The organism is Streptomyces sp. NPDC001594 (genome assembly GCF_042893675.1).
In the GTDB taxonomy this organism is placed as follows: Bacteria; Actinomycetota; Actinomycetes; order Streptomycetales; family Streptomycetaceae; genus Streptomyces.
Genome location: NZ_JBIAVB010000012.1, coordinates 26,356 through 50,136, shown reverse-complemented (window position 1 = coordinate 50,136; position 23,781 = coordinate 26,356). Strand labels below are relative to the sequence as shown.

The window sequence follows — 23,781 nt, the reverse complement described above, 5'->3', positions numbered from 1 at the left end:
GTGTCGCCACACCATAGGAACGCCCAGGTCAACGTCCCATGGTGCCCGTCCCCACACTTCCCGCCCGACAGGTGTGCATCCCAGCCATGCCACCCACCGAGCGCGCCTGCGGGGCGTTGACCGGCCCCGAATCCACCTTCGCTAGCCGAAGGCCTCATCGGAGGGCAGCTCGGCCAGGGCGGCGGCCAAGGCCTTGACCTGGTCGGCGGCCACGTCGCGCTCGGCCGGCTCGCCGGCGAGCAGCGGGGCCACCGCCGTCCCGACCCCTTCGGCCACGGTCGCGACGACCGCCGCGGTCCAGCCGGGCCGGCCGATGTGGGCTCGGCTCCCGAACGACGCCACCTGTTCGGGCCTGCCCAGCGAGCAGACGAGCACCCAACGGCCGGGCGCCTGGCCGGCCCCGGCCTGGAGCGGCCCTCAGCTTCCCTGGTCGACCAGGCCGCCGCTCCGCCGGTCCGCGGGGGCTGACGCGGCCCGGGCCGAGCGGGGCGCCGCCGTCAGGTGTCGCGGAGCCGGACGCCGAGTCGGCCGGGTGAGCGGAAGCCGCGTCCGGCCGGGCCGTCGGTGTGCAGGGTCCACCCCGTCGGCCAGGCGGAACCTACCACGTCGTGCAGTTCCGACAGCAGTTCCTGCGCTTCCACGGCGGCGAGGTGCCGCCCGAGGCAGGTGTGGGGGCCCGTCCCCATGGCCAGGCTCGGCAGCTGCTCGCGGCGGACGTCGAAGAGGTGCGCGTGGCGCCACCGGGTGTCGTCCCGATTGGCCGACGCGAGGTTGACACAGACCAGTTCGCCACGGCTGATCCTCTGCCCGGCCAGCTCCGTCCCGGTGGTGCAGCGGCGAAACACCCAGGTCAGCGGGGGCTCCCAACGCCAGCACTCCTGGAAGACGGCGGGAGCCAGGGACAGGTCGGTGCGCAGCAGGGCCGGCACGGAGGGGGCCGTGAGAGCCGCGTACATCAGCGTGGCGAGGGAACGGAACGGTGGCTCGGTGCCGGTGGACAGCAGCAACCGCAGCGCGGGCAGGAGTTGTGGCCCCGTTCCGATGACCGGGTTCTTCGCGCGCAGGAGGAGGTCGACGAGGCTGCCCGGTGTCCAGGCCGAGGGCGTGCCGAGCAACTCCCGTACCGCGGAGGTGACCTGCCCGTCCGGATCCTCGCGCAGCCCCACCGCCCAGGTGTACAGAGTGCCGATGCGTGTTCCGCGCGGCAGGCCCGCCAAACGCGCGATGGTCGTCAGGGCCACCGGGAAGGCCACCTTCGCGACCAGGTCACCGCCGCCCCGGGCAGTGACGGAGGAGAGCCTGGACGCCACGGCCAAGCGGACGTCCTGGCGGTGAGCGAGGACCGTCTGCCGGTTGAAGCCGCCCTGCAGGACGTTCCTCCAGGTCCTGTGTTCCTGATGGTCCATCTGGAGGAAGGACCTGCCGATCACGCGGCCCATGCTGTCGTCGTAGGCCGCCGACGAGTAGGTGTCCTCGTCGCGGATCACCTGCTCGGCCGCGGTGAACGACACGACGTGCCAGGCCGGGGTCGTCGTCCCCTCGGCGCCGTCGGTTCCGGTCAGCACCCGTTCGAGCGTCGACCGGTGCACGGCACCCTGTCGGCGCAGCGCCGCGAACTCGGCGTGCGGATCACCGCCCTGCGCGAGCGTGGTGGCGTCGTCGTAGGCGCGGACCAGCGCGTACGCCTCCTTGATGTCCTGTTCGACGCCCTGGGGGCTCGCGTCGAGGAGGCCTGCCACCGCGGTCACGGTGCGCCCCGGTCCGTGTGCCCGTCGTCCGTGTGCCCGTCGTCCGCGGACGCCCCGTCCAGTTTCCGTACGGCGGTGCACAGGCCTTCCTCCGCGGGGAACCGGAGCCGGTTGCCGACCGTCGGTCCCGCGTCCTGTGCCGGTGCGCTCACCTCGAAGCCCATCTTCACCAGGAAGGCCCGGCCGGGCGCCCAGCTCTGCGGGCAGGTGGCGGTCACGTACCGCATGCCACGCGTCGCGGCCTCCCGCAGCAGGTGCCGGGCCACCCGCGTGCCGATTCCCGTGCGGCGCGCCTTCGGCTCGAGGAGGAACAGGCCCACCGAGCAGCCGAGCCGGTCGGGGTGACGGGCGACGGCATCGACCACACCCACCACCGTCGCTCCGTCGCACACCACCAACAGGTGTTTCTGTTCGAAGTCGGCGCCGTCCGGCAGGGAGTAGTACAGGCTCTGTACGTCCGCGGGCAGGGCGGGAGAGCCGGTGGCCGCGAGGAGATAGTCGTCGCAGGCTGCCAGCACGCGGGCCACGTCGGGTTCGTCCTCCGGCCGCATGGGGCGCACGATCGGCGCGGCCACGCCGGATGTCGGGAACTGTTTCACTGCCTTACACCGCCTGTCCTTGGGTGAGGTACCTCGGCCGCGCCCGCCCGGAGCCGACCGGTTCGCGGTACAGGAATCCGTAGCGGACGAGCGCACTGGTGACGGGGTCGTCCGTCGATGCGGGTGCCACGCCGTTCTGCCAACCCTGCCACGTCTCCACGGCCGCGCCCCGGAGGCGGATCGTCACGCCCGTGACGGGGTTGGACACGTACCGGGTTCCGTCGCGATTCTCCGTCCCGGTGCCGATCTCGGCGCGCAGCCGTGCGGCCGGCGGGCGGGCCTGCCGCCGCGAGGGCACCAGGAAGCCGTGCCTGAGCAGCAGGGCGGCCGTGGCGCCGGGACCGGAGCCGAGGTAGTGGCACTCCCGGTCGGTCAGCCACGCTTCCAGATCGCGCCAGGACAGACCGTCCAGCTGCCGCAGGTCCGTGTGCCCCGTCCAGTTGAGCTGGAGGAACCTGTCCTCGGCCGGGTGGTACAGCGCCATCGCCGGTTCGGCGTCCGCCTCCGTCGGCGGCCAGGGAACCCGGGTGAACGTCACCCCGGAGGCGAGGGCGAGCCGGGCGTCCGGCTCGGGCGGCGGCCAGTCGAACAGCGGGACGGCAGCCGCCCTGGGTTGCGGTGCCCCGACGCAGGCGCGCAGGAAGGTGAACTCCTCGATCTCCCGCGCCATGGGGTCGCCGGCCGCGCGGAACCAGACGGTGGTGTCACCGGCCGACCCCGCGGCGTCCTCGGCGACCCGCAGACTGTCCTGCTGGGACAGCCCGGCGTCGGTGCGGTAGTTCCGGCTCAGGCTCAGGTCGTCCAGCGGCGCCGGGGGTTCGATGTGCACGCCGAAGGCTTCGGGCTGCGTGCCGACGGGCGAGTGCACGTCCAGGACGAAGGGGGATCCGCCCCAGGTGGTGTGGGCGACGCCGTACCGGTCCACGGACAGGCGCCGTACGGCCTCCGCGAACGCGACCGTGCGCGCGGCCTCCTCCTGGGTCTCGCCGGGGAAGCCGTGGATCACGAACAGGTGGATCGGCACTCCGGCTTCCAGCATCGCCATGATGTTCTCGCACGCGTCCTCGATCCGCGTGCCCTTGCGCATCAGGTCCAGGACCCGCTGGTTCGCCGACTCCAGGCCGAAGTTCATCCGGCGGCAGCCGGAGGCGTGGAGCAGGCCGGCGAGTTCGCCGTCCAGGCCCCCGGCGAACCGGGTCTCGCCGTACCAGTACACGTCGGCGGACGTCGCCGACAGCGCCTCGCCGACGCTGCGCAGCGTCCGCAGGCTCATGATCTCGTCCACGAACATGAAGTACGCCGATCCGTGGTCCGCCCGCAGTTGGCGCACTTCCTCCGCCACGGCGGCGGCGGAGCGCTGGCGGAAGGAGTTGCTCGCAAACGGGATCGAGCAGAAGGCGCACTCCCAGGGGCAGCTGCGCGAAGCGAAGACCGGCAGGATCGGGCCGGGGGCGAGGTACTTCTCCAGGGGGAGGGCGTCGTAGGCGGGCTTCGTCGCCGCAGAGATGTCGACGCTCTGCCGGGGGGTGCGCAGCAGGATGCCGTTGTCGTCCCATACGGCCCCCGGGATCTTCTCGCGGAAGTCGGTTCCGGCGCGCTCGCCCGCGTCGAGTCCGTCGATCACGGCGGCCAGTGCCCCTTCGCCCTCCCCGGTCACCACCGTGTCGACGTAGTCGAACAGGGGATGGCGCTGCTGCCAGCGGTCTACCAGCCGGGTGGCGTAGTTGCCGCCGAGGACCACATGGACGTCGGGGCGCATCTCCCGGAGCATGCCGAGGAAGGTCACCCCGGCGATCAGCTGGGTGTCCGCGGACATGCTCACGCCGACGACCCCGAGGGAGGGGTCGAGGAAGAGGTCCCGGTCGAGCATGCGGTCGAACGCCCAGCGGTACGGGTTGCCGTCGGGGTCGCCGCCGGCCGCGAGTACCTGGACCGTCGACTCGGCCGAGTACGTGGAGGTGTTCGAGACCAGGTCGAAGGTGCAGCCGGGAAAGGCCCCGGAGATCAGCCACAGCGCGTCACGCAGGGTGCGGCGGGCCCATGGAAAGGCGGCCGGGTCGTGCAGTGTGTCCAGGGACCTCAGACGTTCCTTGGCTTCCTGGATGCCGCGGATCGCGGCCGGGGCGGCCAGGAGGGCCCTCAGGCGCGCCCACTCGTCCTCCAGGCCGACCGCCGTGCGCGCGGCCGCCTTCTGCGCCAGTTCCTCCAGCGCCGGGGCGGAGAGCATCCAGTCGATGCACTCGATGCTCAGGTCGTAGCCGGTGGCCTCGTACCCGCGGGCCCGTAGATCGCCCAGGAGCAGCGGCACCGCCAGGTGCGGGGCGTAGGCGTTCCACAGGGGCGGATTGACCAGTACGGTCTTGGTGCCCATCTTCTTCCCCCTCGCTCCTCCGGATGGGACCGGCACCCGGACCGCCGTCCGGGTGCCGGTCGAACCGACACGGGTCCTTCCCGGGTCAGTGCTGTTCGTCCGCCTCCGTCTCCGGCGTCGCGTCGGACACGTCCGGGCGCTTGGCCTTCATCGACGGCAGCAGGGCGTACTGCGAACCGGTACGCACTTCCGGCTGCACCACCTCGACCGCGGGGCCCTCGCCGGTCGCGCCGGCCGCCGCCATGAGCTGTTCGAGGTCCGTCTTCTTCTTCGTCATCACTTCACCTCCCTTCCCGAGGAGCGACGGGTCGGCTACGCGGTGGAGACCAGCTCCCCTTCGAGGAGTTGGCCCATCGCCGACTCGAACGCCTCCTGGAGTTCCGGTTCACCGATCCGGCCCTTGTTGAGTTCCTTGAACGAGGCGTAGATCTGCGGACCGGAGGATCCGTCGCACAGCTCGGCGACCACCCATGCCACGGGGTTCAGGTAGTGGATGGCGGGCTTGTGCGGGGTGTAGGCGAGCATGCAGTTCCACTCCGGGATGGGGCGGAACCTCGCGGAAGGACTCTGCTCATAGCAGTCGGCTCGTTGCCGGTACGGCGGGGCGGACGCGCCGTTCGTCGAGGTCGCCGGGGAGCTGAGAGACATCGATGCCTCCGTTGGTCGTGGTGCAGAACGGGTCGGGTGCGTCCCAGCGGCCGGTGAAGGCGAAGGCTGTCGACCTGCATCCGCCGGACGAACCCTGTGTTTCCTCGCAGGAGTCACAGCCTCCGTCGACGTGGCCGGCGCGGTTGCGCACGTAGGTGGGGTCGTTCCAGGTGTCCAGCCAGCTGACTTCGCGGACGTTGCCGTAGTCGGTGTAGTCCCTCAGGTAGGCGCAGCCGACGGAGCGGCCGGTGGCGTCCACTCCGGCGTTCTGCCAGCAGCAGTTGCCGTCCTTGGGGTGCCAGGAGGTCATCAGGTGGACGTTGTCGGGCACGCGCAGCGCATCGAGGGCGGCCATCTGTTCGGGCAGCCGCAGCGCCAGGTCCTTCCACTGGGTGCGGGCCCGGCCCAGGGGGTAGAGGCGCAGCACCCCGACGCGGGGCACGTCGAGCTCGGCGGCGAGCTCCAGTACGGCCTGGAGTTCGTGCACGTTGCGCCGCGTCATGATGATCAACAGCGAGACGGGGAGTCCGGCCGCTTGGGCGCTCTTCAGCCCCTGGACGGTCCGGTCGAAGCTGCCGGGGACCCGGACGTGCCAGTCGTGGGTGGCCGCGGTGGCTCCGAGGACGTCCACGTAGACCTCGCCGATCCTGATCTCCTTCAGCCGGGTCGCCGTGTCGGGGGTCAGCAGGGTCGCGTTGGTACGCAGGCGGGTCATCACGTGCGGGGTCAGCTCGGCGAGGAGGTCGAGGGCGTCCGGGCGGTTGAGGGGTTCGCCCCCCTCCACGAAGACCTCGATGACCCCGGACTCGGCCATTTCCCGGATGAGCGCGGCGTACTCCGACCGGCGCATCTCCGTGTCGCGGGGCCGGTCTTCGCAGTCGCCGTAGCACTGGCGGCATTTCAGGTTGCACGACTGCGTGACCTGGAGCCAGCTCTTGAGGGGCTCGTTGAGTACGAGTTCCATGGGTCTCCGTCCTCAGGGGTGGGCGTGGAAGCGGCTCGCCCGCGGCGGGGCGTCCTGACGGTCATGGCGCCGCCCGTTCGCGGGGGCGCGGGCCGGTCCGGCTCTGGTGGACCTCCGTCAGCCACCGGAGGAAGCCCCTTCCTGCCGGGCCGAGGCAGTCCTCGGCGTGCCGGGCGACCTTGTCGAGGAGGCTGGTGGCCCGGAACGCGGCCGTCTCGGCGGACTGCCACAGGTCCGGCCCGCCGGAGTCGAGGGCGCGCTGCTCGAACCAGGCGCGGAGGTGGACGTAGACATGGGCGGCGGCGAGGGCGCGGTCCACGGGCCATCGCGGGACCGGGGAGTCCCTGTGCCACTCGGGCGCCACGGTGGGTGCCGTGGCCGTGTCGTAGGCCGGTGCGAAGACCGACCTGGTGGCCTGCAGGTCGTAGAGGCGCAGGTGCACCAACTCGTGGACCAGTGCCTCGGCCAGTCGTTCGGGGGTGCGCATGCAGCGGACGGCGACGAACGCCGCTCCGGGGATCTCCCGGGTGGACGCGCTGTCGAAGGCGTCGGGGCCGTCGACCGCGACGATGTAGCGGCCGTGTCGCAGCAAACCGGTGCACAGGTCCGGGGCGGTGGCGAGCATCAGCTCCACGGCCGCTCGGACGGTCCCGGCCTGCTCCGCGGTGCAGCCGGCCAGGGTGTCGGCGGTCTCGCCCGCGCTGAGGTGCCGGCGGAAGAGCGCCTGGACCTCTTGGTGACCGGGGGCTGGCAGGGCGGGGTCCATCAGGAGGTGCACCCGGTGGCCGGGCAGTTCGACGGCCTGCCGGAGGCCGACGCGTTCCTCCTCGGCGGCGAGCGTCGAGTCGACATGTCTTCTGTCCGCGAGCGCGGTCAACTCCGCTTTGCAGGCGGGTGGGTTGCGGATACTGCGCAACGCCTGGTCGAGTCTGTGCCGAACGGTGGGTTCCAGTGCGGTTTCCGGAAGGATCCGGCGTTGGCCCGGGCCGGTCGGCCACTCATGGGGCGCGATGCAGTCGAGAAGGAAATCGTAGGTTTCGTATAATCGGCTGAGGATTCCCGCCGATTCGGCGAAGACGGGATGGCGGGCGAGAATCGCGAGTGCAGGCTCTTGCATACAGCGGTCCCTGTCGAAGAACGTCCGGCGCTCATTGCGCAATGCGAACTCATTGCGTCATTCGAGGGGCGCGGCGGACGGCACGGGTCAACGAGACTGTCGGCAAAGTCGTGGACGTCTCAATCGCAACTGACGTTCCATCGACTCATCGACCCTGCCACGGGAGGGGGAGGCGCGTCAACCGCCCCAGGTGTCGACTCGGAACAATCCGGCGGCACACAAAAGTAGTTCAGAAACTCTGCCGGGCGGCATGAATGGTTCGCCAGGGACGGGGCAGGCGGAGATGGAAGTGTGCCTGCTTCAGGTTGTGGCACGTCCGTTCCTTCGGGTGTATTCGTGTGCGCGCCGCGACCTCCCGCCGACGAAGGAATCCGCTGCCCATGACATTCGCCGGTCCACCCTCTCCTCGGGCCGACGGGTCCCGAACTCCGGCCTTGCGCCGGCTCGTCACCGCCAACGCGCTCAGTGCGGTGGGTGACGGCGCGCGGTTCGCCGCGCTTCCCCTGCTGGCGGCCTGGACCACCGGCGATGTGTTCTGGGTGTCCTTGGTCGCTGCCGCGGGCCGGGCGGCCTGGTTGCTCGCACCCGTCATCGGTACCCTGGTGGACCGCATGCCGGGACGTCGGCCCATGGTCGGCGCGGATCTGGCGCGCTGCGTGATGCTGCTCGTGTTGTTCTCCGTCGTGGCGGCGGGGCGGACGTCGGTGACGGCGCTGGTGCTGCTGGCGTTCGCCTCGGGGGTGGCCGAGGTGTTCTTCGACTGCGCCGCGCAGGCCGTCGTTCCCATGCTGGCCGCGGACCACGAACTGGAGCGGACGAACGCCCGGGTCATCGCCGCGCAGATCACCGGAACGGGGTTCCTGGGCCCGCCGGTCGGGGCCGCGCTGTGGGCGGTGTGGCACCCCTTGCCGTTCCTCCTGGACGGCGTGACATTCCTGGCGTCGGCGTTGCTACTCATGGGCCTGCCGTCGCGGGCCGCGCACGAGGGGGCGGGGGGCGACGAGCGGGGCCTGCGGAGTCTGCTGCGCGGCACCTGGGCCGGACTGCGGTTCCTGGGGCGGGACCAGGTCCTGCGCCGGCTCATGGTGGTGGTGGCGGTTCTGGGGGTGGGGCAGCAGGCGGTCTACGCGGTGCTCGTCGTGTACGTGGAACGGGAACTCGGGCTGCCGGCCTACGGCTATAGCCTGATGCTCGTCGCGGCCGCCGTCGGCAGCCTCGCCGGAGCGAGCGGGGCGGCGAGGGCCGTGCGGTGGCTGGGGTCCGGGCGGAGCCTGAAGGTCTCGGTCTCCGTGTCGGCGCTCAGCTACCTGGTGGTCGCCCTGCTGCCGTGGTGGCCGCTGGTCGCCCTGATGCTGGCCCTCAACAGCGCCGGAGTGGTGCTGTGGAACGTGTGCACCGTCTCGCTCCGCCAACGCCTCGCGCCACCGCACATGCTGGGCCGCGTCACCAGCGGCTACCGCCTGGCCGCCTGGGGGGCCATGCCGATCGGCGCGTCGGCGGGCGGAGCACTGGCCCAGCACACCACGCTCGGCGCCCCCTGGGCCCTGGCAGGCCTGCTGCTGCTGGCCTGCCTTCCCCTCCTGCGCGGAGTGCCGTCGGGGAGGTCGGGGTCTGGGTCTGGGTCTGGGTCTGGGTCTCAGGATGCGGGCCGTGCCCCCACCCCGCCCGCCGCCCCCTCCGACTCATGACGCACGCCCCCCGAACTGCCAGGGACGCACCTTGACATCGGCGGGCCCGTCCGGGGTCAGGGCGGCGCCCGGTCCGCGGATCGGGCGCCCGGATCAGCGCCGCCGTGCCCGGCCGGGTCGCGCCGTCGTCGGGCACCAGCGGCCCGCAGGCGATCCACTCGTCCCGGCAGGGGGTCGGCCGCCGACGTGCTCCCCGGACGCGGAGTTGCCGGCAGGGTGTGCTTGGTCAGGTACCAGCCGTTCTTCGCGCATCGGGTCCGCAGCCTGCCGCTGCGACGCAGAGTGTCACCGGGCGGTGAGACTTGCGTACTGCGTGGGCCAGACCCTCTGCCCCGACTGGGTCAACGAACTGTGACCACCAGCACCGGCGGTTTGACGAGGACGGGGAGAGCACGCACATGGACGACCACTTCACCGAAGTCCTTCTGGTGCTGCGCCGGTTCATCGGTGTATCCCTCCCGGCCAGTCAGGCCAGACGGGGAGCGTGTCCGTGTCTACCTTGACCACGGAGGCCGCACCATCGGCGTCGACCGGTCCAGTGGTGGGCCTCGGCCAAGCGCAGTTCCCTCCTGCACCCGGAGGAACCCACGACCCTGGCCGCTCACCAGGTCCACGACGCCCACGACCCCCCGTGCGAGGCCGTCTACTTCACCGTCCGCGGCCACCTGAGGGACGCAGGGCCAGGCCTGGCAGCGGCGGTGCGGCGCGTCGTGGGATTCGGCACCGCCGAGGAGCTCGTCCTCCCCACCGACAGCCAGGCCGCCCGCTTACGCAATGGCTCACGCGGCGGACGGCCAACGGCCTCAGCCCTCACCATCCGGCTCCGAACATGATCGGCCGGACAAGCCCTAGTTGATCGCCGGTCCGGAGTTGTTCAGCCAGGCCCAGTCCGACCAAGTGGCGAAGCCCGTCTGCCACTTGTGGTAGACACCGGCGCTGCTGGTCGCGAACACCTCGATGCGCCCGTCGGCGTCGTTGCCCGCGGCGATCTCGGTGCCGCCGCCGCCGAAGGTCTCCCACTCCGAGTACGGCGCGTTCGGGCGGGTCTGCCAGGCGTGGCTCGCGGCGGTGGCGTTGATCGCGAACACCTCGATGCGGCCGTCGGCCGACCGCGAGTGGGTCAGCTCGGCGTTGGAGATCCCTCCCATGCCCGCCCATTCCGACCACGAGGTCGGGCTGGTCTGCCAACGGTGGAACACACCGGTGGAGTTGGAGGCGAACACCTCCAGCCTTCCGTCCTGGTTGTAGCCGGCCGTGAGGTCGTGTCCGCCGCCGCCGAAGTTCTCCCAGGCGGACCAGCCGCCGTTGACTCCGGTCTGGTAGAGGTGCTGGAAGGTGGTGTCGGAGAGGGCGAAGACTTCGAGTCGGCCGTCGGGTGCGGTCTCGAGGGCGAGGCGTGAGGTGGCCGGACCGCCGCCGGTGCCTTCCCAGTTGGCCCAGTTGCCGCTGGGTGCGGTCTGCCAGCGGTGGAAGACACCGTCGGTGTTGGAGGCGAAGACTTCGATGCGGCCGTCGGCGTTGTTGCCGGTGGCGAGTCGGTATCCGCCGCCGCCGAAGTTGGCCCAGGTGGACCACGAGCCGTTCACCCCGGTCTGCCACATGTGGTCGAAGGTGGTGTCGGAGAGGGCGAAGACCTCGAGCCGTCCGTCGGCATTGGCCGCTACGGATAGCTGTGCGTTGCGGGGTCCGCCTTCGAGCCGCCACTGCGACCAGGCGCCGTTCACCGCGGTCTGCCAGGAGTGGTACACGCCGTCGGCTCCGGCGGCGAAGGCCTCCAGCCGACCGTCTGCGGACCGCCCGGACACCACACGGCCGGCGCCGTAGGGGTGCTTGGGGCCGGTGCTGCTCGTACCGGACCACAGCGCATTGGCGATGATCACCGCGTCGTCCGCCTCGATGGCGTAGAGGCCGCGCAGGTCCTCGCGCGGTCGCTGGACGTGCCAGCACACCTCGCCGATCGCCTCGTTGTTCCACGAGCCGCCCGGATACATCCGTTCCACCTCGTCGAAGAAGGCGTTGGTGGCGTGGGCCGGGTTCAGTCGCTCCTCACGGGTGCCCCACCAGTCCTGCTGCTGGAACAGTCCGAGGCTGGTGTAGTCGACGGCCTGGGCATAGTTGTTGACGCTGGACTCCACGATGATCGTGGCGATCGCGATGGCCGCGGCCCTCTGGTTGAGGCCCCGGTCCTTGACCGCCTGCGTGACCATCCGCGCGCAGGACACCTTGTAGGCGTCCATGTACCCGGCCATCTTCGCGTGCAACTGCGGGTTGAGCTGGTCGGCCATGTTGCCGTCGGCGGCCGACGGACCGGCCGGATCACACGGCACGGTCGGAATGGCGAAGCCCTGCGGGCCGCTGAAATACCGGGAGACCCCGGTGTGATCCTTGCCCGGAACCGGAACCGGAACCGGAACGGGCGACTGTGCGGCTACGGCGACCGAGGCGGTCATCCCGACGGCCAACGCCCAGGTGCCGGCCACGAAGGCCAGTCTGGTGCACACGCGGCGTAAATCAGTTATCGGCATTGTCTGCCCTTCTGCCGTGAAGTGAGATGTGCGGAGTTCACGCGATGCCCGGCCCTGCGGAAGTGCCCACCCACCCCCATTCGGACCAGGCGGAGAAACCGGTCTGCCACTTGTGGTGGACACCGGCGCTGCTGGTCGCGAAGACTTCGATGCGCCCGTCGGCGTTGTGGCCGGCGGTACTGCCGTTGACCGCGAACACCTCGACCCGTCCGTCCACCGAACGGTCCGACGCCAGCTCGAAGTTGACCGGACCGCTCATCCCCTCCCAGCCCGACCAGGCGGAAAGGCTGGTCTGCCAGCGGTGGAAGACTCCGTCGGCGTTGGCCGCTACGGAGAGTTGTGCGTTGCGGGGGCCGCCTTCGAACCGCCATTGCGACCAGGCGCCGTTCACCGCGGTCTGCCAGGAGTGGTACACGCCGTCGGCTCCGGCGGCGAAGGCCTCCAGCCGACCGTCCGCGGACCGCCCCGAGGCGACCCTGGGCCCCGGAGGCTCTACGTCGCTGGAACCCCCGCCGAAGCTGTAGGAGGAGAAGCCGCCGTGATCGTCCTCCCACTTGTGGAAGATCAGGGTGTGGTCGTAGAAGGAATTGAGAATGTCCCCTGCGCGCAACTCGTCGCGCGCGATCTCGTGCGAATGGCCGTCCAGCCCTTGGGTATTCGGGTTCGCGTTCAGATGCCACGCCATGGAGACGTAACCGGAACAGTCGGTGCGGTAGCGGAAATCGCCGCCGGCATCGGTTGCGGACCCCTTCTGGTTGTACGGGGGATGCTGGTCCATCCAGTGCTGGGCCCGCCAGATCACCTCGCTACGGGTGATCGGGCCGCCGCGGTCGGACGAGACGGCCGCCATCGCGGCAGTGGGCGCGGTCGCGGCGATGGCGGCCGCGCCTGCTATCAGCAGCAGGAGCACTCTGCCGCACCATGATCTTGAAGTCGTCACCGGAACTCTCCCGTCGTCGGCGGCCGACAGTAGGGCGCACCGATGAAATGCCAATGGAATCGGCAACTCCCTTGGCTGGCAGGAAAGATGGGCCAACCGTCCTAGGCCGCCGGGCGGCGCCGTGTCCAGGGATCCCGGGGCTTCGCGTCTGTCACTCCGGATCGTTGCGGATGCCTTGTCAGGCGCTCTCCCCCTACTTTGTCGACGGCTTCCGCCAGACCTGCGGAACCGACCGACCGAACCGATCAGCCCGGAGCCCGGGGGAGCAGCGATGCCGACGACCGCCACCACCTGCCGACCGATCACCACTGCGCTCGGGCACCAGGAGCGCAAGGTGCTCCACGCGGTCGGCTGCGGCCTGCGGGACGACGAGATAGCTGCCGTTCTCGCCCTTTCCGAGGACGCCGTCGCCGGACACCTCGCGCGGGTCCTCGTGAAACTCGGGCTGCGCGACCGGGCCGCCGCCATCGTCCACGCCTTCGACAGCGGCCTGGTCGTCCCCGGCAGCGGCCCCCGTACGCAGGCGGCGAACCCGGCGTCGCGGGCCCCCGCCCGCCGGGATGCCGGACCGGCGATGCAGATCTCCCTGCTCGGACCGCTGCAGGCATGGCAGGACGGGCGGCCGTTGAAACTCGGGCACCTGCGCCAGCAAGCCGTACTGGCGGCGCTCGCGCTGTGCGCGGGCCGCACGGTCGGTCGGCAGGAACTGCTCGACGGAGTGTGGGGGACCGACTCGCCGGGCACGAACGTGGTGCCGGTGTACATCTACCGGCTGCGCAAGACCCTGCGCACCGGGGACGGCCGCCCCGACGCGGTGATCGAGCACGACCGGTGCGGCTACCGACTGGTCCCCGGCCTGGTCGACGTGGACGTGTCCCGTATGGAGAAGCTGGTCACCGACATCGCGACGGCCGACCGGGCCGGAGAACCGGCGGAGGCGGTCCGCCTGTGTTCGCAGGCGCTGGACCTGTTCCGCGGGGAGCCCCTGGCCGGCCTGCCCGGGCCGCTCGCCGAGCTGGAGCGGTGGCGGCTCAACGAGCGCCGGATCGCCATCGCGCAGCGGAAGCTGGAGTGGCAGCTACGGCTGGGGCAGCACTCCGAAGCGGTCGCCGAACTGTTCGCCCTGTCCGCGGCGCACCCCCTGCACGAGCCGGTGGCCGCGATGCTGATGCGGGCGCTGTACCGCAGCGGCCGACGGGCCGACGCGCTGACCGTGTTCGACCGGGCCCGCCGCCGGCTGGCCGAGGAACTCGGCGTTCCGCCGGGCCGGCTGCTGCAGCGGACGCGTCGGTCGGTCCTGCGCGGGGACGAAGCGGGCCTCGGCATCACCACGCCGCTGGGATGACCGGGCCGCAGCCGGAGCGGGCCGCCGCCGGAGCGGGGCGGCCCGGTCATCCCGTCAGGAGGAGAAGGACCGTTCCAGCCGGGGAACCAGGTCCTGGAGGTCCGCTTCCCAGCACCAGGCGTTGTGGCCGCCGTTGCAGTTGGTGCCCCAGCCGCCGCCGTCGCCGTAGTCGACGTAGTAGTAGGGCATGCGCAGGGCGTCCATGCTGTCCTTGACGTGCTTGGACGCGCTCTCCACCCAGAACTCCAGGTCGGTGACGTCTCCGCGTCCGTTGCCGACGTAGATGGAGACCCCGACTCCCGCGAGCTTGTCCATGTGGGCCGCCGGGTCCACCTCGTTGAACCTCCAGTCGGCGTTGAACACCGGGTAGGGCGAGCCGAACGCGGCGTCACTGTCCACGCCGGGGGAGTAGCCGACGAGGGAGGCGACGACGGCCATCCGCAGGTCCATGGACCGGACCGACAGGTCGATGTCACCCGACAGGGACGCGGTCTGGCCGAACAGGTCGGGGCGGACCTGGGCGTAGTGCAGGGCCCCGAACCCGCCCATGGAGACACCGGCGACGGCCCTGGCCTTCTTGGCGGCAATGGTCCGCAGGTTCGCGTCGATGAACGGGATCACCTGCTTGAGGTGGAAGTTCTCCCAGTTCTGGGCACCGGCCGCGGTCCTCTGGTCGAGCCAGTTGGCGTACCAGCCCCGGGCACCCCCGTCCGGGATGACGGTGATCATCTCGTTCGAGGTGGTCAGCGCCGGGTAGTTCTGCTGGATCGGGTCGTCGGGCGAACCGTGCAGGAAGTACAGCACCGGGTAGCGCCTGGCCGGGTCGTCGTAGTAACCGCTCGGCAGGATGATCTTGATGTGGTGCTTGCCCGAGACCTCAGGTGTGGTCACGGTGATGTAGAAGGTGGTGGGACCGCCCACCGTCGTGTCGACCTGGGTCAGGCCGAACCCGTCCGTCATCCTCGGTGGCTCGGTGCCTTCGGCGGCCTGTGCCGTACCCGCCGGCAGCGTCATTCCCACCACGGCGGCCATCAGGGCCACCACCATTCGCCACCGACTCGATGTCCTCGTCACAGCGTGCTCCCTCGTGAGTTCCGTCGTCGTACGGGTGCGAGACCGATCGGGAGACCGGTCTCAGTTCAGGACCTTGACCTCCAAGGCCGGCGAGGCAGCGATCTGCTCCTCGGTGAACCGCTCGGTCACCCACTGGCCGGCCGAGAACAACTTGGTCTGATCGGCGTAGTGCGGTGAATTCGGGTTGGCCGACTGGGAGTAGGCCAGCACGGAAGAGGCCTGCGGCGGTCCGTCGGCGGTGAACCGCACCTGCTGGACGAAGCTGGAACCGAAGGTGATGTCCATCTTGCCGTCGACCGAGCCGGGGGTGACGACGTTCAGCACGCCCAGCTCGTGGACCGCCCCGTGGATCGGGATCTGCTCGCCGTTGCGCGTGACCTTCTGTACGTCCGACAACGCCGCGTTCAGCGGAATCCCCGCGCTGCGGAAGGCGATGACCGTCCGGCCGAACGCGTCGCGGACGGCGGAGCTGCCGGAGTCCAGCGAGTTGGGGGTGTGCACCGGGTCGTCGGGGTCGAAGGGGGTCCGCCACGGCAGCTTCTCCACCGACTGGCCGCCGAGCAGGGCGTACCAGTAGTTCTCGAACAGCCAGGAGCCCCGGCTGTCCGCCGTGAAGTCATGGCTCTTCCACCCGGCCAGGATCGGGCAGGCCTCGCTCACGTTGACCAGCTGGCCGTCCACCAGGATGAGCCCGAAGGGCTGGGCCCGGCACATCGCCACGGTGGCGTCGAGGGCCAGATCCGCGGCCCGGCTGTTGTCGGCGAACAGCAGCTGCCGCATGTTCTCCGGTGTGAACCCCCGGCCGGGCAGGCCGTCGGTTCCGTTGATCCGCTTCTGCGCGGTCAGGATCAACTCCTGGGTGCGCAGCGACCGGGGCGCCGCCGTGTCGCCCATCACGCGGGGGAAGGACAGCGGTTGCTCGGGGTTGGCCAGCCAGGCGCTGTCGTTGGCGTTGCCGACGAAGTCCTTGCGGATCAGCCGCGGCTGCCGGTGCGGGTCCAGCAGCCCCGGTGCGACCGCGTTCGGATCGGCGGGCCAGTCGCACGCGCTGCGTTTGCCGTCGAAGATGGAGACCGGCGGCACGTTCGGCAGCCGCAGCACCTGGTTGAACAGCGCCTGGCCGGTCAGGGTCAGGCAGGACTGGGCGTGCTCGTCGGTGATGTTCGGGGTGGCCTGGATGTCCGCGTACAGGGCGTTGCCCTTGCGGTCGGAGGCGACGGTGTTGAAGAAGGGGACGCCCTGCGTGGTCTCCAGGGTGTTCACCACCTCGTCGACGTCCTTGGCCTGGTCGAGGCGGAACCAGGTGTTCAGCGCCCGCAAGTTGTCCATGTTCACGTCGCGCACCGCGTGCGCGCTGACCACCCAGGGCAACGGCACGGTCAGCACCTGTGTGGTGATCGGGCCGTAACGGGTCGCCCACAAGGTCCTGTTGACCCTGCCGATGGAACCGTCCGCGTTCAGCACGTCGACACCGACCTGCTGTGAGGTCATCGTCTCCCAGGCGCCGTCGACCAGGTAGTTGGTCGGGCGCAGCGGATCGACCTGTACGTCGAACAGTCCGAAGGGGGCCACCGTGGCGACGGTGTGGCTCCAGGCGACATCGTCGTTGTGCCCGATGTTCACCGCGGGGAAGCCGAGCAGGCTGGCCCCGGAGACGTTGATCCTGCCCGGGATCGTCAGCTGGCTCTGCCACATCCGGTTCTTGCCCTGCCAGGGGAAGTGCGGATTCGCGAGCAGCATGCTCGTGCCCCCGGACACGCCCTGAGAGCCGACCGCCAGCGCGTTGCTGCCCATGCTCTGCTGACGGCTGACCGCCATCGCGTCACGGATCTTCGACGCCGTCTCCGCGGCCGAGGAGGCCGGCGGGGCGGCCCCCGGATCGGCGGCCGAAGCACCCGGGGGAGCCGCGTTCACCTGGCCGTCGAGCAGCACGTCGGCGGTGCCCATGATGATCTCGGCGTGCGCGTGCCGGTAGACGTCCAGCTCCGTGATCGGCCGCACCCACGCCTTGCCGCGGCATGCCGGATCGGTGATGTGGTCCACGCCCGTCTCGGCCAGGTACCGGTTGTACCCCTGGACGTAGCCGCGAATGGCCTCCTTGACCTCCGGCTCCGGCCCGTTGGGCGCGGGCAGGTCGATCAGCCGCTCCACCACCCGGTTGTCGTTCATCCGTTGGAAGTGGATGTCGCTGTTGAGGTTCGTCGTGGTGTTCTGGTGCTCGCCGGGGCTCGCCCTGCCGTCCGGCCCCAGATAGCGGGACCGCTGGGCGTTGACCATCAGATAGGTGTCGGCCAAGGTGCAGATGTTGTCCTTGGCCGCGGCGTATCCGTAGCCCGTGCCCAGTCCCGCCCAGTCGGAAGCGATGATGTGCGGGATCCCGTACTCGGTGTAACGGATGGTCGGCTTGTCGGGCGCCTGTCCCGGAGCCGGCGCCCCGGTGGCCGCCAGCGTGCTCATCACCGCCGCCACCGCGGCCGTGGCCACCACCGGCAGCCTCGCTCTGACTCTCCTCCGCACCATCGAGCCGTCCTTCCCCTGTGGTCCGGGTCTTCGTCTGACCGCGGCCACGCTAGGGAGGAGCGATGAAATCCCGATGACGCCGGCTCCGACAGTTCCCGACACTCCCTAGCCGACGCGCCCGCCCCTGTCAGTCCGGAAGCTTCCGGGGTCTCCCGGCCCGGGCGCCGTTGCTACCTTCCACACGCATCGTCAGGATCCCGACCAGGAGGACCCATTGAGCGCGCAGCACCCCAGCCGCAGGAACATCCTGAAGACCGCCGGTGGCCTCACGGCCGCGATGGCCCTGGGAGGCGCGGGAGTCCTCGCCGCCGCGCCGACCGCTTCCGCCGTCGGTGACATTCCCGGCCTGCACATCACGGAACGCGGCGAGCAGGATCCCCGGATGTGGTACTACCGGTTCCAGACGGCCGCCATCGGCGGCTGGACCCCGGCCGTCAACGTGCTGCTCCCCGACGGCTACCACACCAGCGGGCGCCGCTACCCCGTCCTCTACCTGCTCCACGGTGGCCTGGAGGACTTCATCACCTTCGACCGGTTCCACGACATCCGGGGTCTGACCGCCTGGAAGGACCTCATCGTCGTGATGCCCGACGGCGGGCGAGCCGGCTGGTACTCCAACCCGGTGAGCTCCAACATCGGTGCCCGGAACTGGGAGTACTTCCACATCGGTCAGCTGATCCCCTGGATCGACGCGAACTTCCGCACCTACGCCGAATACGACGGCCGCGCCGTCTCCGGGTTCTCCATGGGCGGCTTCGGCGCCCTGAAGTACGCGGCCAAGTACTACGGCCACTTCGCCTCGGTCAGCGCCCACTCCGGCCCGGCCAACCTGCGCGGGGGCAACGGTGACCTGGTGACCCACTGGGCCAACGCCTCCTCCGCCGCGGTGGAACTGAACGGCGGCAGCATCTACGGCGTGCCCTTCTGGGACCAGGCCCGGGTCAGCGCGGACAACCCGTGCGAGCGCATCGAGAGCTACCGGAACAAGCGGGTCTTCCTGGTCGCCGGCACCAGCCCCGAGGACATCCAGGGTTACGCCAACGAAACCCTGGTGCTGGCCACCCAGCGGGAGTTCAAGTGGAACCTCGACCGCGCGGGCATCCCCTACGAGCAGCACGAGGTGGGCGGCGGTCACTATGTCCGCCGGGATCTGCTGCAGGACGACATCAACGGCATCATCGACCGGCTGCGCAAGGCGTGAGTGGCCCCTTGATCCGCGTCCTGGCGGCGACTGCCGTACTCCTTTCGGCGCTGTCGGTGCCGGCCGCCACGGGTTCGGCCGAGGCCCGGCCCGCCGAGCTCACCGCGGCCTGCCCGACCACCGGCTGGGTGTCCCAGCACTTCCACGGCGGCCACAACGGCGTCGACATCGCCAACGACGTCGGGACACCGATCTACGCCGTCGGCGACGGCGAAGTGACCATCTCCGGATACACCGGCGACTACGGCCAGTGGATCCGCGTGCTGCACCCCGACGGGCGGATCTCCGAGTACGGGCACATGTCCCGCCGCGACGTCTCCGTGGGCGACCACGTCGTGGCAGGCCAGCAGATCGCCCTGATGGGCGCGGAGGGCACCAACGTCGACGGCTCCCACCTCCACCTGCGGATCTGGGGGGACCGGTCCACCTCCTATGGCATCGACCCCGAGGTCTACCTGGCGGAGCGCGGTGTCGTCCTGCCCTGCACCCCGGGCAGCGGGCCGCGGCCCAAGCCGCCGGTGTATCCGGCGGAGTCGGGACGCGTGGTGTCGGCGCGGTCGGCGGACGGACGGCTCGAGGTGTTCGTCGCCGGCGCCGACGGGGTGCACCACGCCTGGCAGCAGGAAGTGAACGGCAACTGGTCGGCCTGGGAACCGCTCGACGGGCCGGGCAACGCCGAACTGGCGATCGCGCCCAACGCGGACGGCCGTCTGGAGGTGTTCGCCCTGTCGGGCAGCACCTTCCAGCACCGCTGGCAGCTGTCCCCCTCCGGTGGCTGGTCCAACTGGGAGACCTTCGGCGGTGGCGGCCGCGACACGGCGGCCGGGGTCAACGCCGACGGCCGCATCGAGGTCTACGCCTCCGGACCCGTCGGCCTCTTCCACCGGTACCAACTCGCTCCCAACGGCGGATGGTCGGAGTGGGAGGCCACCGGCGGCGGCCCCGCCGACAGCCGGGTGGAGATGGAGAAGTCGCCCGACGGCCGCCTGGAGGTGTTCGCCCTGGGCGCCGACACCTTCCAGCACGCCTACCAGACGGCCCCCAGCGGCGGCTGGTCCCCGTGGGAGACCTTCGGAGGCGGCGGCCACGACCTCACCGTCGACCACAATGCCGACGGCCGCCTGGAGGTGTTCGCCTCCGGGCCGAACGGGGTGTTCCACAAGTACCAGACCAACGAGGCCAGTTGGTCGGGCTGGGAAGGCACCGGCGGTCCCGCCGACGCGCAACTCAGCAGCGAACGCACACCGGACGGCCGGGTCGAGGTCTTCGCCATGAACGGCAGTACGGCCATGCACACCTGGCAGCGCGCCGTCAACGGGGCGTACGGCGACTGGAACGCCTTCGGCGGCGGCGGCACCGAGGTCACGGCGGTCACCAACGCCGACGGCCGGATGGAAGTCTTCGGCACCAACCACACCGGCACCTTCCACAAATGGCAGACCGGCTTCTCCACCTGGTCCGAATGGACCTGGCTCAACACCACCGCCGGCCCCACCCAGGGCTGACCGGTCTCCGACCGCCACACGCGCGCCCCATGGTCGGCCGTCCCCCCGTTCGGGCACGGCCGGCCGCGCGGCCTCCCCGGAGGGACTCATGCCCGCGATCAGCAGACGCACCCTCCTGCGGGGCGCCGCCGGGGCGGGCGCACTCCCGTTCCTGGACACCGGCCGGACCGCGGCCGCGGCCCCGGCCGGCGCCTACCGCGCCGCCGATGTCGTACCGCCCGCCCGGTGGGTCGGCACCGGCCCCTTCGCGTACGTCTACGACCCGTCCACCCCCGCGGGCCCGCGCTACCTCAACGACCACACCCTGATCAAGGCCCAGGGCCGCTGGCACCTGTTCAGCATCGTCGGGAACAGCGCTCCGCGCGGCGAATCCCCGGACAGCACGGGGGAGACCTCCTTCGTCCACGCCTCCGCGCCGAGCCCGAACGGTCCGTGGACCACCCACGCCGACGCGCTCACCGTCGACCCCTCCTACTTCGGCGAGGAACACCTGTGGGCGCCCCACGTCGTCGCCGCGGGTGGCAGGTTCTGGATGTTCTACGCCGCGGGCGGAGCGGGCGGCACGGGCGGCGCCGCGATCAACCTTGCCACCTCGCCCGACCTGTTCAACTGGACGCGCGAGCCGTCCGGCCCGCTCTTCCGCGGACTCGCGGCGCGCGACCCCATGGTGCTGCGGGTCGGCGACGAATGGGTCATGTACTACACGGAGCTCTCCGGCGCGGGCGGCCACCACGTCGTCGCCTTCCGGCGGTCCGCCGATCTGCTGCACTGGAGCGAGCCGGGCGTCGCGTTCACCGACGCGACCACGGACACGACCGTCTCGGTCACCGAGTCGCCGTACGTAGTCGAACGGGACGGCTGGTACTACCTGTTCACGGGACCGAGGGGCGGCTACGAGGGCACGGACGTGCTGGCGTCCCGGGACCCCTACCGCTTCGGCCTCGACGGCTACGCGGGCCATGTGTCCGGCCACGCCGTCGAGGTCTTCGCGGACGGGGACACCTGGTACGCCAGCGCTGCGGGCTGGTTCCGGAACGGGCTGCATGTGGCGCCCCTGGAGTGGCGGGACACGCCGCCGCCGTGGCAGAGCGCGGACAATCCGGTGGCCGGCCTCGACGTCGGCGGCCGCCTCACGGTGTTCGCGCTCGACGCCTCCGACCGCTCGATGCTGCGGCGCGTCCAGCTCGCCCCGGACACCGACGCCTGGTCGGAGTGGGAGCCCTTCGGAGGGCCGGCCGGGGCCGTTCCCACCCTCGGCCAGGGCGCCGGCGGCAGGCTCGAGGTGTTCTCGCTCGCCCCGGGCGGAGCCGGCCTGCACCACCGGGTGCAGCGGCCGGACGGAGGCTGGTACGACTGGGAGGAGTTCGCAGGCCCGGCCGGCGCCGCCCCTGCCGTCGCCCGTAACGCCGACGGCAGGCTGGAGGTGTTCGCCCTGAGCCCCGGCGGCGCCTCCGTCGCCCGGCGACGGCAGCGGTCACCCGGATCCCCGGCCTGGGACCCGTGGGAGCCCGGCTTCGGCGGGGCGGCGGGCGCGCCCCCGGTGGTCGCGGCCAACGCGGACGGCCGCCTGGAGGTGTTCGCCCTCTCGCCCGGCGGCGCCGGGATCTTCCACCGGTGGCAGGAGACCCCGGGCGGTGCCTGGACCGCCGCATGGCACCGCTTCGGCACCGCGGCGGGCGCCGCACCGCGGGTGGCCCGGGACGGCAGCGGCCGGCTCACCGTCGCCGCGATCGGACCGTCGGGCGTGGGAACCTTCGCCCGGCGGCAGTTCGCGGCGAACGGCGGCTGGGACGACTGGCTGCCCCTGTTCGGTTGGAGCGCCGCCGCCCCGGCGTTCGCCGTCAACGCCGACGGCCGCCTGGAGGCCTTCTCCTTGACGCCCGGTGGCGCCCGGCTCGGCCACCGCTGGCAGACCACCTCCGGCGGAAGCTGGTATTCCGGTGGGGAGTTCGGCGAGCCCGGCACCAGGCTTGCCGCCACCCCGGCCGCCGCGCTCGATACCACCGGGCGGACGCACGTCTTCGCCGTCACTGCCGAGGGCCGGATCCGCACCCGCGTCCAGGACCGGCCGAGTGGCGGATGGCAGCCGTGGACGGCCTTCGGCGACCGAGCGGTCGTCCCCGTCGTATCGGGCAGTCCCGCTCTCTGAGTGCGCAGGGCGGATCGTGGAGTGTGGATTTCGCCAAGTGAAAGGGGGAAAGGACGGGCAGGCGGCGGCGTGACCGCCGGACACGCGCCCTCCCCCACCCTGGCGGGGCCGTGGCAGGCCATCGGCGGCCGCGGCCGGAGGGACGGATACCACTCCGATGCCCCTGTGCCGGCCGCACCGTCTGCTACTCCGTTCCGCTCGGCATGCGATCTCCCGGCTCGCCGGGGAGATCCGCGTCGCCCCGCGCCTGCGCGACCAGTCCCGTGTGGCGGTCCCCACGACTCCCCAGACCGTCGAGCGGCTCAGGGGGCACCCCACTTGCGGCACGCTGACCGCGCGTGCGATCAGCTCGCACATCGACTACCTCGCCGAGGAGAAGCTGCGCATCGGTGCCCCGGGCCTGCGCGAACCCGGCAGGAGCGAGCGCCGGAACGGCAAGCGGGAGGAGATCGTGGGGCTCGCGCTGCGGCTCGGGCTCGTACGGGAGGAGCACCTGCCGGCTCGCTGGGAGCAGCGCTGACGTTTGCGGGGCGGGGCCGGATGTCAGCGGGCGGCCGCTCCCGCAGGGCCTCCGCGCGGGCCGTGGCTGCCGGTCAGCGGCGCCTCATGGAGGAGGGCGGCACGTCGAAGGCGCGGGTGAACGCGTACGAGAAGGCTGCCGGGGAGGCGTAGCCGAGCACCGTCGCGACCTCGGTCACGGTCCGGTGGCGCAGCAGTGGGATCGAAGCGAGCAGCCGGGCCCGGGAGCGCCAGGCCGCAGGACTGGTCCCCGTCAGGCCCCGGAACCGCCGTGTGAACATGCGCTCGCTCATGGCGGCGGCGCGGGCCCAGTCGGTGTTGGTCACCGCCAGGTCGGGGTCGGCGAGGTAGTCACGGCACAGCCGGGCGAACGGCTGCTCGTGGGGGAGGGCGACGTGCAGCGGTACCTCGGACAGGGCTGCCGTCTCCAGGAGGATCAACGCCATCACCGCGCTGCCCCGGCGGTCCGCCGCGTAGTCCGCGTCCAAGTCGGCGGCGGCCAAACTCGCCCATCACGACTGAGCACCGCACCCGCGAGGCGCGCGCCGGAATCGTTCGCGCCGGAGGCGGAGCACTTCCGTCTCGACCTCGGCAGGCGTTCGCCGGGGCTGGTGGTGGGGCTGGGCTGGAGCGGTCACTCATTCCGGCGATGCCGAGCCGCCGGTAGCGGGTGGCCCAGCGGGCGGCGGTGGTGTGGCTGACCTGGAAGCGTTCCGCTGCCCGGCGAAGGGGCCGGCCGTCGTCGACGACACAGCGGGCCAGGCGAAGTCGCCCGGTCTCGGTCAGCGGGGCGTTACGGTGGGGGACGAGGGCCTCCTCGGCTAGGTGCAGATGTCGCAATCCACACCGAACCCGGAGGCCCTCGCCC

The 23,781-nt window shown here is 71.2% G+C and carries 18 protein-coding genes and 2 pseudogenes; 6 read left to right on the top strand and 14 right to left on the bottom strand.

Annotation, left to right across the window (positions count from 1 at the left end):
* Positions 1-141: 141 nt before the first annotated feature.
* The 8 genes from ACFY0O_RS23545 to ACFY0O_RS23510 all read right to left on the bottom strand — a co-directional run bounded on the left by ACFY0O_RS23545 (position 142) and on the right by ACFY0O_RS23510 (position 7,207).
* Positions 142-342, bottom strand: coding sequence for a hypothetical protein (locus tag ACFY0O_RS23545; protein ID WP_388949568.1), 201 nt, complete (start codon positions 340-342; stop codon positions 142-144).
* Between the two features lie 155 nt (positions 343-497).
* Positions 498-1,748: a cytochrome P450 gene (locus ACFY0O_RS23540; RefSeq protein WP_388949566.1), complete on the bottom strand. Its 1,251-nt coding sequence runs from the start codon at positions 1,746-1,748 to the stop codon at positions 498-500.
* Positions 1,745-2,299, bottom strand: coding sequence for a GNAT family N-acetyltransferase (locus ACFY0O_RS23535; protein ID WP_388949563.1), 555 nt, complete (start codon positions 2,297-2,299; stop codon positions 1,745-1,747). Before ACFY0O_RS23535 ends, ACFY0O_RS23540 begins: the two co-directional genes overlap by 4 nt.
* A gap of 52 nt (positions 2,300-2,351) precedes the next feature.
* On the bottom strand, positions 2,352-4,718 hold the full coding sequence (locus ACFY0O_RS23530; protein WP_388949560.1) for a B12-binding domain-containing radical SAM protein: 2,367 nt from the start codon (positions 4,716-4,718) through the stop codon (positions 2,352-2,354).
* An 85-nt stretch (positions 4,719-4,803) separates the two neighbouring features.
* Positions 4,804-4,995 carry a hypothetical protein gene (locus ACFY0O_RS23525; protein ID WP_388949557.1) on the bottom strand — a complete coding sequence of 64 codons (192 nt, stop codon included), beginning with the start codon at positions 4,993-4,995 and terminating at the stop codon, positions 4,804-4,806.
* 35 nt (positions 4,996-5,030) lie between these two features.
* Positions 5,031-5,243: a hypothetical protein gene (locus tag ACFY0O_RS23520; RefSeq protein WP_359176999.1), complete on the bottom strand. Its 213-nt coding sequence runs from the start codon at positions 5,241-5,243 to the stop codon at positions 5,031-5,033.
* 46 nt (positions 5,244-5,289) lie between these two features.
* A complete protein-coding gene (locus tag ACFY0O_RS23515) occupies positions 5,290-6,330 on the bottom strand; it encodes a radical SAM/SPASM domain-containing protein (protein WP_388949555.1) in 1,041 nt (346 codons plus the stop codon).
* Positions 6,331-6,391: 61 nt separating this feature from the next.
* Positions 6,392-7,207, bottom strand: a complete 816-nt coding sequence (locus ACFY0O_RS23510; protein WP_388949553.1) for an aKG-HExxH-type peptide beta-hydroxylase — start codon at positions 7,205-7,207, stop codon at positions 6,392-6,394.
* Positions 7,208-7,881: 674 nt separating this feature from the next.
* Between ACFY0O_RS23510 and ACFY0O_RS23505 the strand changes: the two genes are divergently transcribed.
* Positions 7,882-9,135 (top strand): MFS transporter, encoded by a 1,254-nt coding sequence (locus tag ACFY0O_RS23505; protein WP_388949550.1) that lies wholly within the window; start codon positions 7,882-7,884, stop codon positions 9,133-9,135.
* 848 nt (positions 9,136-9,983) lie between these two features.
* Here the strand turns inward: ACFY0O_RS23505 and ACFY0O_RS23500 are convergent.
* Both ACFY0O_RS23500 and ACFY0O_RS23495 read right to left on the bottom strand, forming a co-directional pair.
* A complete protein-coding gene (locus ACFY0O_RS23500; protein ID WP_388949548.1) occupies positions 9,984-11,660 on the bottom strand; it encodes a peptidase M23 in 1,677 nt (558 codons plus the stop codon).
* A gap of 37 nt (positions 11,661-11,697) precedes the next feature.
* Positions 11,698-12,570 (bottom strand): hypothetical protein, encoded by an 873-nt coding sequence (locus ACFY0O_RS23495; protein ID WP_388949546.1) that lies wholly within the window; start codon positions 12,568-12,570, stop codon positions 11,698-11,700.
* A gap of 301 nt (positions 12,571-12,871) precedes the next feature.
* On the opposite strand from ACFY0O_RS23495, the gene ACFY0O_RS23490 reads away from it, so the two are divergent.
* Positions 12,872-13,945: a BTAD domain-containing putative transcriptional regulator gene (locus tag ACFY0O_RS23490; RefSeq protein WP_388949545.1), complete on the top strand. Its 1,074-nt coding sequence runs from the start codon at positions 12,872-12,874 to the stop codon at positions 13,943-13,945.
* A 54-nt stretch (positions 13,946-13,999) separates the two neighbouring features.
* Here the strand turns inward: ACFY0O_RS23490 and ACFY0O_RS23485 are convergent, their stop codons facing one another.
* Together ACFY0O_RS23485 and ACFY0O_RS23480 are read right to left on the bottom strand one after the other, a co-directional pair.
* Entirely contained in the window at positions 14,000-15,019 is a 1,020-nt protein-coding gene (locus tag ACFY0O_RS23485; RefSeq protein ID WP_388949543.1) for an alpha/beta hydrolase, read from the bottom strand.
* Positions 15,020-15,079: 60 nt separating this feature from the next.
* Positions 15,080-17,539 carry a penicillin acylase family protein gene (locus tag ACFY0O_RS23480; RefSeq protein WP_388949540.1) on the bottom strand — a complete coding sequence of 820 codons (2,460 nt, stop codon included), beginning with the start codon at positions 17,537-17,539 and terminating at the stop codon, positions 15,080-15,082.
* A 214-nt stretch (positions 17,540-17,753) separates the two neighbouring features.
* Here ACFY0O_RS23480 and ACFY0O_RS23475 point away from each other — a divergent pair, with 214 nt between their 5' ends.
* From ACFY0O_RS23475 to ACFY0O_RS23460, 4 genes and pseudogenes are all read left to right on the top strand, one after another.
* Positions 17,754-18,740 (top strand): alpha/beta hydrolase-fold protein, encoded by a 987-nt coding sequence (locus ACFY0O_RS23475; protein WP_388949537.1) that lies wholly within the window; start codon positions 17,754-17,756, stop codon positions 18,738-18,740.
* Between the two features lie 8 nt (positions 18,741-18,748).
* A complete protein-coding gene (locus ACFY0O_RS23470; RefSeq protein WP_388949535.1) occupies positions 18,749-20,245 on the top strand; it encodes a peptidoglycan DD-metalloendopeptidase family protein in 1,497 nt (498 codons plus the stop codon).
* A gap of 88 nt (positions 20,246-20,333) precedes the next feature.
* Positions 20,334-22,394 carry a family 43 glycosylhydrolase gene (locus ACFY0O_RS23465; RefSeq protein WP_388949532.1) on the top strand — a complete coding sequence of 687 codons (2,061 nt, stop codon included), beginning with the start codon at positions 20,334-20,336 and terminating at the stop codon, positions 22,392-22,394.
* 241 nt (positions 22,395-22,635) lie between these two features.
* Positions 22,636-22,914, top strand: a pseudogene (locus tag ACFY0O_RS23460) (serine/threonine protein kinase); the annotation flags it as partial.
* A 73-nt stretch (positions 22,915-22,987) separates the two neighbouring features.
* Here ACFY0O_RS23460 and ACFY0O_RS23455 read toward each other — a convergent pair.
* Both ACFY0O_RS23455 and ACFY0O_RS23450 read right to left on the bottom strand, forming a co-directional pair.
* On the bottom strand, positions 22,988-23,416 hold the full coding sequence (locus ACFY0O_RS23455; protein ID WP_388949530.1) for a helix-turn-helix domain-containing protein: 429 nt from the start codon (positions 23,414-23,416) through the stop codon (positions 22,988-22,990).
* 57 nt (positions 23,417-23,473) lie between these two features.
* A pseudogene (locus tag ACFY0O_RS23450) lies at positions 23,474-23,744 on the bottom strand (leucine zipper domain-containing protein); the annotation flags it as partial.
* Positions 23,745-23,781: the final 37 nt, after the last annotated feature.